Origin of the sequence: Microcoleus sp. PH2017_34_RAT_O_A (genome assembly GCF_020737885.1) — a bacterium.
Lineage (GTDB): Bacteria > Cyanobacteriota > Cyanobacteriia > Cyanobacteriales > Microcoleaceae > Microcoleus.
This window is the reverse complement of the sequence record NZ_JAEQDD010000021.1, coordinates 61,164-76,020: the sequence shown is the minus strand read 5'-3', so window position 1 is coordinate 76,020 and position 14,857 is coordinate 61,164. Positions and strand designations below refer to the sequence as shown.

9 protein-coding genes and 1 pseudogene are annotated in these 14,857 nt (G+C 46.7%); 5 read left to right on the top strand and 5 right to left on the bottom strand.

From position 1 onward, the window contains the following. Positions 1-274 precede the first annotated feature (274 nt). From JGK11_RS32850 to JGK11_RS10045, 3 genes are all read right to left on the bottom strand, one after another. A complete protein-coding gene (locus tag JGK11_RS32850; protein WP_366053575.1) occupies positions 275-658 on the bottom strand; it encodes a response regulator in 384 nt (127 codons plus the stop codon). Then, on the bottom strand, positions 642-1,052 hold the full coding sequence (locus JGK11_RS32845; RefSeq protein WP_366053573.1) for a sensor histidine kinase: 411 nt from the start codon (positions 1,050-1,052) through the stop codon (positions 642-644). Before JGK11_RS32845 ends, JGK11_RS32850 begins: the two co-directional genes overlap by 17 nt. 144 nt (positions 1,053-1,196) lie before the next feature. Next, on the bottom strand, positions 1,197-1,520 hold the full coding sequence (locus JGK11_RS10045) for a PAS domain-containing protein (RefSeq protein WP_293211442.1): 324 nt from the start codon (positions 1,518-1,520) through the stop codon (positions 1,197-1,199). 61 nt (positions 1,521-1,581) lie between these two features. Here JGK11_RS10045 and JGK11_RS10040 point away from each other — a divergent pair. Both JGK11_RS10040 and JGK11_RS10035 read left to right on the top strand, forming a co-directional pair. Continuing rightward, positions 1,582-2,109: pseudogene (locus JGK11_RS10040) on the top strand (creatininase family protein); the annotation flags it as partial. Positions 2,110-2,452: 343 nt separating this feature from the next. Beyond that, positions 2,453-3,208 (top strand): DUF561 domain-containing protein, encoded by a 756-nt coding sequence (locus tag JGK11_RS10035; RefSeq protein ID WP_293186854.1) that lies wholly within the window; start codon positions 2,453-2,455, stop codon positions 3,206-3,208. 181 nt (positions 3,209-3,389) lie between these two features. Here the strand turns inward: JGK11_RS10035 and JGK11_RS10030 are convergent, their stop codons facing one another. Continuing rightward, a complete protein-coding gene (locus JGK11_RS10030) occupies positions 3,390-4,052 on the bottom strand; it encodes a hypothetical protein (RefSeq protein WP_293186853.1) in 663 nt (220 codons plus the stop codon). 84 nt (positions 4,053-4,136) lie between these two features. Here JGK11_RS10030 and JGK11_RS10025 point away from each other — a divergent pair, with 84 nt between their 5' ends. The 3 genes from JGK11_RS10025 to dprA all read left to right on the top strand — a co-directional run bounded on the left by JGK11_RS10025 (position 4,137) and on the right by dprA (position 6,896). Then, positions 4,137-4,784, top strand: a complete 648-nt coding sequence (locus tag JGK11_RS10025) for a DUF2301 domain-containing membrane protein (protein WP_293186852.1) — start codon at positions 4,137-4,139, stop codon at positions 4,782-4,784. A 158-nt stretch (positions 4,785-4,942) separates the two neighbouring features. Then, positions 4,943-5,596, top strand: coding sequence for a YdcF family protein (locus JGK11_RS10020; RefSeq protein ID WP_293198420.1), 654 nt, complete (start codon positions 4,943-4,945; stop codon positions 5,594-5,596). A gap of 148 nt (positions 5,597-5,744) precedes the next feature. Continuing rightward, positions 5,745-6,896 (top strand): DNA-processing protein DprA, encoded by a 1,152-nt coding sequence (gene dprA / locus JGK11_RS10015; RefSeq protein ID WP_293186850.1) that lies wholly within the window; start codon positions 5,745-5,747, stop codon positions 6,894-6,896. 283 nt (positions 6,897-7,179) lie between these two features. Here the strand turns inward: dprA and JGK11_RS10010 are convergent, their stop codons facing one another. Next, the gene (locus JGK11_RS10010) at positions 7,180-14,559 is read right to left on the bottom strand and encodes a DUF4347 domain-containing protein (RefSeq protein WP_293211440.1); all 7,380 of its coding nucleotides are present in this window, start codon (positions 14,557-14,559) and stop codon (positions 7,180-7,182) included. Between the last annotated feature and the right edge of the window lie 298 nt (positions 14,560-14,857).

Genomic DNA, 14,857 nt, shown 5'->3' with positions numbered 1-14,857 from the left:
GGTTCGTGGTGAGGACTTTAGTCCTCAGGAATGAGAATTAAATAACTTACAATTTTATGATTCTTGTCCTTTCTTGACGGGCGGGACGCCCATCCCACAAATATGTGTAAATTATTTAATTTTCGCTCCTCAGACCGAGAGAGGACTAAAGTCCTTACTACAAAACTATTTTATTTGTTTCTTCTTCTTCTTCTTCTTCTTCTTTTTCCTTCGCGTTCTTCGCGCCTTTGCGGTTCGTTAAATAAAGATTTTTAGCAGCAAAAAATAGTTTAAATTAAAAAATGTTTTTGCCCGATCGCTCCACGAACACATCCAACATCGCCTGCACCAACTTGTCTGGATCTAAAGGCTTACAAATGTGTCGCTGGAACCCCGCAGTCAGGGCTTGCTGGTAGTCAATTTCTCCAGCATAGGCGGTAAGGGCGATCGCGGGAACCAATCCGCCTTGCTCCGGCGGCAGAGCCCGCACCTGCCGCAGCAACATATAACCGTCGGTGTCGGGCATTCCAATATCGCTCAACAGCACATCCGGGACAGATTGAGTTAAGACTTTTAAGGCATCGTCGGCGCTAGCAACTGCTGTCACGCTGGCGCCACAATCCTCCAGCAGAAAAACCACCAAATCTCGCGCATCGGCATCATCATCCACCGCTAACACCCGGATGCCGCTCAAATTGAAAGATGACTCCGGCGCCGTCTGGGCAGGAATTGTCTGAGGTTGCACCGGTATCAGGGGTGAACTTGACAGCATTTGACAGCAAGTTCCAGAATACCTGCTGAAGTCTGCCCGCATCGCCCAAAACCAAGCCGAGATGGGGTGCAAATTGAGTGCAGATTTCAATTGATTTGACTTGGGCCGACAGACGCACAGTGTCAATCGCCGCAGCGATCGCCCCAGCCAAATCCACAGGTATGATATTGAAGCTGACCTTACCTTGCAGAATCCCCGACACGTCGAGCAAATCTTCGATTAGCTGGGTTTGCAGTTTGGCATTGCGCTCGATCGTTTCTAGGGCGTAACGCTGCTTTTGGGGCGTGAGACTCTCGACCACTCTGGTGTTGGCTGTGCATCTTCGGGGCGGACACCGATGAGGGAGACAGTCCCTCGGAACGGTAAACTGTGTTGGCTGCCAAATCCCACTCAAACACGATGCCCTCGATCGCCCTGGTAGCTAACTCAAAGCGCTCGTTGCTTGCTAGCAAATCGAGTTCGGCTTGCGATCGGTAATATCAAATACCACTCCGATAAACCGCACTGCTTCGCCTTTGCTGTCGTAGAAATAGCGCCCTAACACGCTCAACCAGCGGATTTTGGCCGTGTCTGCGCGCACGATTCGGTAGTCGATCGAGTAGAGCGATCGCGTTTCCCGAGCCGTTTTGACTGCCTGCAAGACTTGTTTTAAGTCGTCTGGATGCACGAACTTTTTCCACACTGCGATCGTAGTTTCGCCGCCCGGTGTCGGTTCGCAGCCGAAAATCCTGAAATGGTTCGCCGACCAAATTACTCGATTTGTTCGCACGTCTAGATCCCAGCTTGCTATGCCCGAGCCTTTGATGGCGACGCTCAAACGTTCTTCTATGATCGGCGCTCAGACACTTTTAGCCGCAATTGGCGAAATTGCTGACAGTATTTACCGGGCAGGATTTCGGAAATTAGTATTGATGAATGCCCACGGCGGACAGCCGCAGGTAATGGAAATTGCAGTGCGGGATATTCATCAGAAATATCAGGATTTTTCAGTGTTTCCGCTGTTTGTTTGGCGGGTGCCGAATGTGGCGGCCCAATTACTCACGGCGAAAGAGTTAGAATTGGGAATTCACGCGGGAGATGCCGAAACGAGTTTGATGTTGTCAATTTTGCCCGAACAGGTGAAAATGGAGCGAGCAGTTTGCGAGTATCCGAGGGATTTGCCTGCTGACAGTTTGCTGAGTATGGAAGGTAGCTTGCCTTTTGTTTGGCTGACGCGAGAGTTGACTGATAGCGGTGTGTTGGGCGATGCGACGGTGGCGACGAAGGAAAAGGGCGATCGTATTTTGGAATCTCTCTCTGACGGCTGGGTACAAGTTATCAAAGATGTGCACAAGTTTCGACAGCCGGGAAATAATTAAAACAAAACTTACGCATCGGCACCCAGAAACCGGGTTTTTTACCTAATCTGCGGTCTAAAATCCGTCTTTTCGTAAAAAAACCCGGTTTCTAAACAAGGAGTGCGTCATACCAATTTAATGGGTCGTTGCACATATCCCGATCCCCCTAAATCCCCCTTAAGAAGGGGGACTTTGAGTAACTCTTGTCCCCCCCTCCCACCAGGGGGGTTAGGGGGGATCAGATTCTATGCACCCTCATAAAAAATTGGTATCAGTCCTATAAAAATTAAGAATTAAAAATCAAAAATAGTTCTAATTCGTGTCAAAATGAGTCTAACAAATTTTCTGAGTTGGAAGGCTAACTATGAGTGTAACTCCTAAATTGCAGCGCGCATTTGAGCAAGGCCGCGCCCTGAAAATTATCAGCGGTTTAAATAATTTTGATGCGGCTAACGTTGCGGCTGTTGTCAAAGCAGCGGATCTCGGTGGCGCTTCCTTTGTCGATATTGCTTGCGATCGCGATTTGGTATTGATGGCAAAACAGTTGACAAATTTGCCAATTTGTGTGTCGGCTGTGGAACCAGAAAAGTTTGTAGCTGCGGTAGAAGCTGGCGCTGATTTGATTGAAATTGGCAACTTTGATGCTTTCTACGCCGTAGGGCGCCGCTTTGAAGCTGAGGAAGTTTTGGAGTTGACTCGCCAAACGCGATCGCTATTTGGGAACATCACTCTTTCTGTAACAGTTCCCCACATTTTGACACTGGACAAACAAGTACAGTTAGCAACCGAATTAGTCAAAGCTGGCGCTAACATCATCCAAACCGAAGGCGGTACTAGCGCCCAACCAATTCACGCCGGAACTTTGGGATTGATTGAAAAAGCAGCGCCTACTTTGGCCGCAGCCTTTGAAATTTCCCGCGCCGTACAAGTCCCCGTACTCTGCGCTTCGGGCATCTCCAGCGTCACTGCACCGCTGGCTATTGGCGCTGGCGCTGCGGGTGTTGGCGTCGGTTCTGCTGTCAGCCAACTTAACAGCGAAGTGGCGATGATTGCTGCTGTTCGCAGTTTAGTTGAAGCTTTGGCAAAAGTCGAGCGATCGCACTTTGCTACTTCAATCTAATTAAGAAGGAAGAGTTGACAGTTGACAGTTGACAGTTGACAGTTGACAGTTTTCAGAGGGAAGAGGGAAGAAGGAAGAGTTGACAGTTGACAGTTGACAGTTGACAGTTTTCAGAGGGAAGAGGGAAGAGGGGAGAAGGAAGATTTTTCCCCCTCTTCCAATCTCCCAATCTCCCTCTTCCTTAATAATTAATCCACCACACGGCATAATCATGTAATAAATGATTGTTTGGGGGGATATCATCAACTGATTCTAACTCTGCTAAACGCAACATAAACTTTTTGCGATCGCCGACGCGCTGAACTTCCACAAATATGCCGTCTTCCTGAATAGAAAAATCTTCCAACCGATGAATTGTGAATTTATCAGTATAAGAAGGTTGAGTTTTTTTGAGCCTTGCATATTCTTTTTTAGTGCCAAAACCCATAAGATACTCTTCTTCCCATTCAAACTCTTCTATGCCAGTAACATGGCACGGAACTTGAAAATTTTGCTTGAGGTAGTCTAAATATTTGATTGTATTTTTAAGATCGGCATTGATTTTTTTGTTTCCCAGGATTCTTCTAATCTTACTTTCAAATTGACCGCCATTAAATGGGTTGTTTTCATCGAGATCGGCGAAGATTTCTGGCTTGAAGGTGCCTCCTAATTCTGGTAATTCAGCAAGCAAGCGCTGCAAGTCGTTTAGCGGTTTCGGTCTTCTACCTGCTACAATGGTTTCATCAAGCTGAACTAAAGGAAGTTCGGATTCTGAAGGAAGGGATTTGCTTTGATTTGGGCGATCGTCAACTTGAGACTTGTTAACTTTAGGCTGGTTAACTTTAGGTTTGTTAAATTTGGGCATCGCTCGGTCTCGCTGTATCGGTTTATCAATAAAGTATATCTTGGTAGAAGTACATTCGTGTCTGACAAATAGGAGGAAGCTGTGATGCAATTACTGAAATCGCCTGATGAATCGGCAGTCTATCAAGGGCAATTCGGCGAGTTTACGATTACCGAAAGCGATCGCACTGGAGTGTTGATCTACCGCGCCGGATTGGGGGTGGCGGCGCTGTGTTTGGCGGTGGGTGCTACTCTGGTGTTGCAACAGGGCGACAACCCAATGGCAATTCAAGCTGTAACGCCTGTTTTTGCGTGTTTCTGGATAGCTTTAGGCGTTAGTTTGGCAACTATTCACATTTACATGATTGCGCTGCATCGCACGTTACAGATGTTTTGGGCGATCGGCGGCGCGGCAGCACTGTTTGTCGCTTTACAAAGTAGCGAACCTTTGGCTTTGGCGGTGTACGAACATCCAGCGACTTTGTGGGGAATTGGCTTTACTTTTGCTGCCTTGAATGGCATCTTTTTTAAAGAAGCTTTCTGCTTTAACCGCCTAGAAACTAAGTTTTTGACTCCGGGAGTTCCGCTATTACTTTTAGGACATATTTTTGGCTTCTTGACACCGGAAAATGAACAGTTGCTGCTGGGACTTTGGGCGATATTGTTCATCATTTTTGCTGTCCGCAAGTTTTTTCAACCTATCCCCCAGGATATCGGCGATAAGAGCGTTTTTGAGTATCTCAAACACAAATAATTTGGGAATGGGGAATAGGGAATAGGGCATAGGGCATAGGGAATAGGGCATAAGGCAATTTTATAACTTTCTCACTGTCTCACTATTTCCCTCTTCCTGAAACCATTGGTATTGTTGCTTCTTCCTTCTTCCTTCTTCCTTCTTCCTTCTGCTATAAAATGAAAATTCGTCTGATCCGCCGCCGAGAGATGTGGGCAATTACCTGGGAAGGTTGGGTAATTGCGATCGCAGGTTTAATCATTACAATGGTCTTAATTATCACAAATATTCATCCATTTTTGGCGGTAAATGCGCCGATTAAAGCAGATATACTGGTTGTGGAAGGCTGGTTGCCGGATTATGCAGTCGAAAGTGCGATCGCAGAATTCAACAAAGGCGGATACCGGAAATTGGTGACAACCGGGCTTCCGGTAAGTAAGGGCCACTATCTCGCCCAATATAAAAATTATGCTGAACTGACCGCCGCGACTTGTATTGCGCTAGGATTTGATAAGAACAAAGTGGTAGCTGTACCCGCACCGAGTGTTGTGAAACACCGCACTGCTGCTTCTGCGATCGCACTTCGAGATTGGCTAGCTACTTCTGCCCTAAAAGTGGACTCAATCAATCTTTATTCTATTGGCACTCATGCCCGCCGCAGTTGGATGGTTTTCAAAGAAGTGTTGAATCCTGAAATTAAAGTCGGGATTATAGCTGCGGAATCGGAAGATTATAACTCACAAGAATGGTGGAAATCTAGCGCAGGTTTTCGGACTGTGACTGGGGAAATCATTGCTTATATTTATGCCCGTTTTGTCAATTGGAAAGCTTAGGTACGTTGTTGGGCTTCAGCCCTCTTTGTCTATAAATCTAAAGAGGGCTAAAGCCCAACAACGTACCTTTTTTAAGTTGACAGCAATGGATAGTGCTGTTTATACCAAAAATGATAAAATTATTTTCAGATAAATTGAGGGCAAGTCGTTGCTAGAAGAACGCGCTTACTGGTTAGCATGGTCACAGATTAATGGTATAGGGCCGATTTTGTTGCAAAGATTGCACCAACATTTTAATACTTTGGCAGAAGCTTGGATGGCGAAACCAGTAGATTTAATGCGAGTAGAAGGGTTTGGCAAGCAGGTAATTGATACCACTGTACAAGAACGATCTAAACTCAATCCTGAAGAATTTATTGAGAAACATCTTATTAACAATCCCTGTTTCTGGACACCCGCAGATCGGGATTATCCCAGCTTATTATTGGAAATTCCCAGCCCGCCGCCGGTGCTGTATTATCGCGGTTTAGTCGATATCAAAGAGAATCAAGGAATTACGCCGACGGTGGCAATTGTTGGCACTCGCAGTCCTTCGGAATACGGCCGCCGCTGGACTCGTAAAATTAGTGTGGCTTTGGCTAAAAATGGTTTTACTGTTGTTTCGGGATTTGCCGCAGGTATTGATACGGAGGCTCATACAAGCTGTTTGGAGACGGGAGGTCGGACTTTGGCTGTTTTTGGTACTGGGGTTGATATCGTTTATCCTAAGCCAAATGAGCGGTTGTGCGATCGCCTGTTACAGCAGGGATTGGCAATTAGTGAATATCCGGCGGGCACTCAACCGAATAAAACTAATTTTCCGCGCCGAAATCGGATAATTGCTGGCTTGAGCCGCGCTACTATTGTGATAGAAGCTCCGCAGAAGTCGGGGGCGTTAATTACTGCTTATCAAGCGAATGAGTTTTGTCGGGATGTGTATGTTTTGACGGGAAGGTTGGATGATGAGCGATCGTTTGGATGTTTGGAGTTGCTGAGTAAAGGTGCTCATCCGATTCTCCCCAATAGCGATCGACTTTTAAGCGAAGACCGATTGCTAGAAATGCTCGGAGCTATGCCAAAATTGGATAGCGCGCAGCAGTTGTCCTTGTTTCCGGCAAATCCAACCCCTGAAAAGCCAGAGCCGCTATTGGATGGGGAGTTGGCTGTAGTGTTAAAAGCTCTGGGTTCGGGGCCGAATTCTCTTGATACAATTGTGGAGGCTGCGGGATTGGAAGCGGGGACGGTTTCTGGTATTCTTTTGCAGTTGGAATTGTTGGGATTAGTTTCGCAATTGCCGGGTATGCGATATCAGCGCTGTTGATTTGATATGTTAGAAAAATCGGCGGTTGAAACCGCATCTGCACAGACAAAATCCGGCGGTTGAAACCGCGTCTGCACAGACAAAATCCGGCGGTTGAAACCGCGACTATACAAACAATGTCCGCCTCCGCGGACTGAAGAAAAAACGCAATTTTAACCGCCTATTCTTCAACCTGCGGAGGCAGGTTTTGTCTGTATAGACGCGAATTCCATTCGCCCGGTCTTTTTCAACCCGCCTCCGGGGGTTTTGTTTGTATATAGGCGGTTTTAACCGCCGATTTTTGTTAAATCAATCCGAAACTCCCTGCGGTAATACTCCCAGCAGAAACTCCGCTGATAGAAGCTAAAATCTCTCCAGTTTGGGCAAACCGAATTAATGTTACACCGCTATCTTGACTAATCGCCAATTGTGAAGAATTCAGCCCGTTACCCAATACTAAGAAGTCTTTACCAAATTCAAAATCGGTAATAGTATCAGTCCCAGAATTGGTGGAGATTAGGAATTTATCGACTCCCTTTCCTCCAGTCAAAGTATCATTTCCTAAGCCGCCATTGAGTAAATCATCTCCCTTGCCACCAAACAAGATATCATTACCATCATCGCCGTTTAAGATATCAGCACCGCGGCCGCCAAACAAGACATCATTACCGCTAGCGCCGAGCAAAGTATCGCTACCTTTGCCGCCGTAAAGAGTGTCATCTCCAAGGCCTCCGTCTAGGGAATCGTTGCCTCGTCGGCCGTTGATTGCATCATTTCCGGTAGTGCCAGTGAGGATGTCATCGCCATTTGTGCCGTTGATTTGACCAGAATTGCTGCCCAAATCTGCGTCACCGGTGACTATAGGAGTTGCAATCCCAGCAGGCAATGTTACTGCTTGAATTTTGCTATCTAAAGCAGCACCAGTATTGTCAGTAACTAACTGGGAAATTGGCTTGCTTCCGGCACCAACTGCTTTGAAGTCTTGAGTAGTTGCGCCCAAGGATACTTGTTGGACGCGGGCAACGGCTTGGGGAATTGATGTTGCTGTTGGGTTGGTGACGGCGGTATCAATGCGCTGATTTGCTGTTGCCATTACTGTCGCAGCTTGCGAGGTAATAGAGGTGACTTTTTGAATGTTGAAACTGGGGTCAATCTGCTGGATTTTAGCAGCGGATTGCAGAATTATTGGTTCTAAGGCGGCTGGATTGCTGAGGTTTAAGATAGCACCGCCTTGAATTTTATCGCCCATTGAACTGACAACAGCTTTGACAAGATCGCGATCGGCTGCACTGGATGCACCGTCAATCAAAGCGACTGTTTGAGTGATGGTGTTTTGGACTTTCACCATTGCTGCTAAGACTTGGACTCCCCCAGGCTGGTTGTTGTTGGTAGCTAGGATTGGATCTAAGCTAGTCAGGTCAACTTCAGCGGGGAGGGAAAGGGCGGCTTTGACTAAAGATTGGGCGGCTTCGGGTGCAATTCCCTTGTCGATTAAGTCGGCGACTAAGCTAGTTAGGAGTGTGACAACTGTGGAATCTGGTGGTGCGGTGACTGGTGTTTCTAGGGGTAATCCGGTGGCGGTGTCAGTGCCTCCGATCGCAACTAAATTGCCTTCTGATGGGTCGATTTCTCCGTTTTTGTTCGTGTCGAATATCTCGAAGGGGATGTTGAGATCGAATTTGCCGCCTGTATCGGTAATTGTGGATGGTTCGTTGGTGTCTTTGATGCCGTTTTTGTTGGCATCGAGGAAGACAGTTGCACCGGAGATGTAGCCGTCAATTACCCAGCGACCATTTTTTGTTGTCACCTTGAAAGTCTGTTCGCTACTGGCACCGTAAGAGTCTGTAGCGATTAACTTCACCTCGAAGGGTTTCCCATCACTTGGAGGGGTGCCGGTAAATATGATGGTGTTTTCCCAGGGTCTGGATTCAATTCCTAGCCAATTAGTGTTTGGATCACTATTAGATAAAGGACTGCCATCAGGTAGAGTTAACTGGTAGGAAATCTGGTCGCCATAGAGATTGGTATCAGGGTCAATGTATACATCTTTGATGGGTTGGTTAAGCTCAGTGTACCTGCCACTTAAACGAATCTTCTCTTCTGGCGGGCGGTTGTCGATCGTAAAACTGCCTTCTTTGGCAAAAGGCGAACCGGCCCAAGCTGTGTCAATTGCTTGCACGCTCCAGAAATATTTCCCTCGGGGCAAGTTTTTGAGTTGCCATCGGGTGTTTTGATTGACATTCCCCAACCCCACGAGTTGCCGAGTTCCATCGTTCAAAGACATCGGGGAAAGAATCTCTGCGCCCCCTTGCTTAGTGCCAACTCGAAGGTTGTAGCTTAAACCATTAGGAGGAGTTTGAGCATCACTCGCTTTATTCCAGTTGAAGGTAACTTCTGGGCCCGAAGCTGCAGCCGTCAGCCCTGTGGGTGCGGTGGGAGGAGTGTTCGCTTTAGGAGTGTTGTTGCGGAAGATTTTGGTAGAGAAGACATCTCCTGCTGGGTTGTTGAGTTCCTTTATTGAATTACTAGCGACCAGGATATCCAATTTTCCATCCTTGTCGTAGTCTCCCCAAGCTGCATTGGAATAAGCTTGACCACCAGGAGGCGATACGACACTGCCGATTTCTACGCCACTGTCGATAAAGCTATTTTGACCAGTAAAGCTATTTGGGTCAATAAAGCCATTTGGGTCATTTGGGTTAAAAGGTCTGCCTGTGTTGTTGCGATAGACTTTGGTGACTACTTTTTGTGAACTTCCCGCATCTAGCTGAGTCAAAACACTGACATTGACTAGGATATCCAGTTTGCCGTCATTGTCGTAGTCTCCCCAAGGATTTTGAGATAGAGAATTAACCCGACCAGGTATTTTTACACCTATGTCATCAAATCTGTTTGGCTCCCTGGTACTGGTTGCGTTGCAGAAGACTTTGGTGATGGACTGCGATTGCTGGAATGAACTATCGGAACCACTGACTAGGATATCCAGTTTGCCATCATTGTCGTAGTCTCCCCAAGCGATTTGATCAACGTTACTAAAACCAGGAAATATTACGCCAGTGTCTGTAAAACCATTAAAAAAACCATTAAAAACGGAATTGGAATTGCCCGAGTTGCGGTAGAGTTTGGCAGTTGTTCTGCCGCTGGAATCCGGCACATTGAGCAGAACATCAAGTTTACCGTCGTTGTCATAGTCGCCCCAAGCAGCGAAACCTCTACTGGATGGTAGTCCAGTCGTGCTCTGTTGCTCAAAGCTAAAGTTGTCTTGACCGTTGACAGAGCCGGAGTTGCGATAGAGCTTGTTATTATCATCCCGCCAACTATCGTTGGCTGTTTGCAAGATATCCAGACGACCATCATTGTTATAATCTGCCGAAGTCACGTAGGAACGGAACCCGTAAACATCAGGTAGCGTTGCTCTCTTGGCAAAGTTGTTGCTGTAGATGTCTCTGCTTTCATTGTTGCTGCCACGATTCTGGCCGACCGAGAAATCCAGGCGCCCATCATTGTTGTAATCTCCCCATGCTGAGAAATCACCTGACAAGTCTATTCGATTACTTTCGCTAAAGCCATATTCGCTAGACCTTTGATTGTTGTTATCGAGGAGTTCGGTGTTTTTGTAGATTTGGTTGTTTCCGAGGATATCCAGTTTGCCGTCATTGTTATAGTCTCCCCAGATAGCTGAGTACAAGCGCTTCGGAGAAATCGGAACGTTCGTGTCGATGAACCGTGACTCAGCATCCAAAATTTCCACGGTGGCAAAGCTTGGAGTGCCAATACTGGCATTAAAAGCATTATTAGCGATCCGAAACGCGATTTCTTCTGTTCCCTCAGCTATACCATCCGGTAAGATGTCAATTGTGAAAGTTTTGCTATTTTCGCCTGGGTTAAAGATGAGAAAAGGAGGGGTATTGGGGATGGAGGAAAAGTTCCAATCTGTTCTGAAAGTCGCTGAACCTGTAGGAGGTTCTAAGAACACCGTGGAACTGCTGTTTAGATCCCCTAGAGTTCCAGTGCGAGTGAGAGTAATTTGTGCCTGAACAATTCCTGTGAAACTTTCATTGACTTTGTAAGTAGCTTGGGAAAAACTTACCGTGGGAATACCCAAAGGCCGATCGCCAGTTATCGGTAATCCCAAGATAGTTTCATTAGATCTCGGTATGACGATCGGTCTGTTTGTGCCACCTGTTCCTGTAGTGACTGGCGGATTGACGACTACTGGATCGACCACGACTACTGGATCGACGACTACTGGTGGCTTTGGCTCGACGACGACTACTGGATCGACGACTACTGGTGGCTTTGGCTCGACGACGACTACTGGATCGACGACTACTGGTGGCTTTGGCTCGACGACGACTATCGGATCGACGACTACTGGTGGCTTTGGTGCAATGTCGTTATCCGTAATCGCCACAACCACCCCACCAACCACAATCCCGTTATACTTAACATCACCGCTAGTCACACTGTGAGTGATATTCCCGCTGTGCGCCCCTTCCACGATCGCATCATCAACAGCTTTCACCGTAACTGGTTGAGATACATTCCAATTAACGGATGTGAAAGTGATAGGCGCGATCGGCTCAATCTGACTACCTGTGGTGAGAGTGAGAGTGACAGGGGCGATCGGCTGCGATTTCAGCACCGCAGTGTAACTGCCATTAGCCCCGCCTTCTGTAGCAGTTGTTTCGGCAACACTAATAGAAACACCAGCCGTATCATTGTCCTTATTGGTAATACCAACATCCGATACATCTTTGTTGCTGTAATTCGGATCTGTACTAACAGTAGCCGCCGTGATAACTTTGTAGTCAATATCGCCGTCAACAATACTATCGTCTACCCCAGTTACTGTCACCGGTTGCGCTGTATCCCAGTTAGCCGGAGTGAAAGTTAAACTATTAGTCGAAACACTTCCCTCTGCCACATTAGAACTGTTCAAACCAATAATTACATTAGCCGTTGGTTTAGTATTCAGCACCACCGAAAAGTTAGCCTTGCTGCCATCTTCGCCCGTAGTTAATCCCGCCGTCGGATTCACCGTAATTCCCGGAGTTTCATTGTCACTGTTGGTGACGGTGACATCATCAGGCTTGAGATTGTTGTAATTAAGATCGGTGCTGACAGCCGCCGCCGTGATAATTTTGTAAACTACATTTCCATCAGCTACCAAATCGTCAACGCCAGTCACCGTTACTGTTTGCGGTTGATTGTAGTTGGCGGGAGTGAAAGTTAAGCTATTAGTCGAAACAGTTCCTTCGGCAACATTGGAACTGCTTAAGCCGAAAGTAACGTTAGCACTCGGTTGAGAATTGAGTTTGACTGTGAAAGTAGCTTTACCGCCGAGTTCAGTCGTAGTTAATCCGGTAATTGGATTAACAGTAACGCCAACTTTGTCATCATTGGCGATCGTTGTGGTGGCGGTAGCAGTGGTAATTGTTGGTGTTACGCCCGGGCCTGCGGGACTTGATAGGGTGACGATAATTGTTTCGTCGGGTTCAACGATGGTGTCGCCTAACACATCGAGAGTAATAGTTTTCGATGTTTCACCGGCTGTAAAATTAATCGTGCCTGCGATACCCGTTGCCGCAGAAGTGCCACCGATATTGTTGTAATCGCTGACGTTGGTAGCAGTTCCGGCGATCGCATAATTGACGCTACTTGCCCCGCCAGTGCTACCGCTGCGAGTCACAGTAAAAGTTAGAGGTTTTGTGCCGTTATCGCCTTCAGGAATGCTCGCAATCCCCGCAGCAACCGCATAGGAAACAGTACCGTTAGCAGCAATAGTTAGTGTTGTTTGTTTGGTTGTACCCCCAACGCCACCGGTGATTGTGCCAAAGTTGAGAATTGCGGTTTCGGCGTTTTCTGCGATGTTGTCGGGTTTGATCGTAAGTGCAATATTCTTGGTGAGTGCCGCACCTGTTGCACCTGCGGGGAATGTAATCGATGTCGGGGCGATAGTGTAGTCTGAATTTTCGGTGGCACTACTGCTGGAATTAATTACAATCGGTACAAATACCTGGCTAATAGTAGTGCCGCCGCTGAGAGTGACGGGAATATTAACTACTGTGTCTGTTGTTCCTTCTGTACCGCTGTAAGTTGCCGCACCAAAATTGACTGTATTGGGTGTATTTAGCAGAATTGAAACATTGTCTGAAGCGTTATTAGCTACTGCCAAATCGGGGAGAGTATCAGCATTAAAGTTGCCGGAAATAATCGAAGTTGGACTTGTCCCCGCAGCAAAGTTAATCGGTGTACCAAAACCGCCAGTGCCATTTCCTACTAAAATTGCAGCGCCGCTAGTCCCTGTTACTGCTAAGTCAAGTTTGCCGTCTCCGTTTAAGTCTTTCGCCACAATCCCGGAAAGCCCTGTGCCCGCGCTAACATTAGTGGCTGCGCCAAATCCGCCCGTGCCATTTCCCAATAGAATTGAGATACTGGTAGGGCTAACTGTGGCTAAATCGAGGAAATTGTCTCCGTTAAAGTCCCCAGTGGCGATCGAATTGGGATTTGTCCCAGCCCCAAAATTACTAGCTGTACCAAATCCGCCCGTGCCATTTCCTAAGAGAATTGAGACATTATTAGAGAGGCTGTTGGCAACGGCTAAGTCGGGGAAACTGTCAGCGTTAAAGTTGCCTACAACAACGGCACCCGGAATCGAACCAACATTGAAGTTAGTGGCTGCGCTAAAGCTACCAGTGCCAGTTCCGAGCAAAATTGAGACGCTGCCAGAAGCACCTTGAGGGTTAGCGTTTACCACTGCTAAATCTAGAAAATTGTCGGCATTAAAGTTCCCGACACCTATTGAAATGGGAGTATTACCTACACTAAAATTGGTAGCTGCACCGAATCCGCCCGTACCATTTCCTAACAGAATTGAGATGTTAGCACTATTTGCTACTGCTAAGTCGGGGAAATTGTCATTGTTGAACAGTCCCGATGTGACGAAATTCGGAGTAAAACCTACGGCAAAGTTGGTAGCCGTCCCAAAACCCCCTGTGCCATTTCCCAACAAGATTGAAATGTTGTCGTCATTCTGGTTTGTTACTACTAAGTCGGGGAAGGTATCAGCGTTGAAATTCCCTAGATTAATACCTTTGGGATTTGTCCCCGCGCCGAAGTTTGTCGCCGCACCAAAGGTATTTAAAACGTATTCGTAACCTGCTAATACTTCGGGTGCAAATACCAGCGGTGTTTCTATTTTCCCAGTGCTAATTTCTAGTTTCCAATCCCCACCCTTTGCTACACTTCCCGTGAGGTTTTGGGAAGCAGCCACCGACGCCCCGGTTAACTCACTCAACCGTTTGACAAATGCTTTACCTGTCTCGCCTGCTGCTACTTCGCACCCGTACAAGAGGATATTAGGTGGATTTTTGGGGATAGAGGTTAGTGGCGAAAACCACTGCTGTAGAAAATGCCGATCGCCCTCTATTTCATCTAAACTCAAGCTACCGTCGCCCAATTGCAAGCTACCGGGAGCACCGTGAGAAATGATGTGAATGCTATCAATATTGGTACGAAGAGCTAAAATATCAGTAATTTGTGCGATCGCATCCTCATTCCCATCTAACACTACAACTTCCGTACCGGGTGTTACCCCAGCCACCAAACTTTGATAATTTGGTACTCTTGTATCGATAAAGGCGATCGCCCTTACAGAAACTGGAACATTTAAATTTGACATAATACACCTATTTGGGGTTAAAAAAAGACAACAATTCCCCTGTTTCGTAACTTGCGTACAAAACTGTCTATCAATTTTGATTTACACAGACACGGGATTTCTGCGTAAAAATTTGGTTATTTCTGATCTGTTGTAGCTACAATAACAGTTTTTTTAGCAGAGCTATATAAAGTTTTCTTTAAAAAGAGCTGGTTAATTAAACTACCGATAAAGAGCGACAAAATACTTAAGTACAATTACTGCGATGAATACGAGTTGCGCTTACCACAAATATTTTTGAAACGTAAGTGCTATTGTA

Coding starts and splice junctions, on each gene's coding strand:
- JGK11_RS10035 (WP_293186854.1), top strand. CDS start 2,453: ATGAGTGTAACTCCTAAATTGCAGCGCGCATTTGAGCAAGGCCGCGCC.
- JGK11_RS10030 (WP_293186853.1), bottom strand. CDS start 4,052: ATGCCCAAATTTAACAAACCTAAAGTTAACCAGCCTAAAGTTAACAAG.
- JGK11_RS10025 (WP_293186852.1), top strand. CDS start 4,137: ATGCAATTACTGAAATCGCCTGATGAATCGGCAGTCTATCAAGGGCAA.
- JGK11_RS10020 (WP_293198420.1), top strand. CDS start 4,943: ATGAAAATTCGTCTGATCCGCCGCCGAGAGATGTGGGCAATTACCTGG.
- JGK11_RS10010 (WP_293211440.1), bottom strand. CDS start 14,559: ATGTCAAATTTAAATGTTCCAGTTTCTGTAAGGGCGATCGCCTTTATC.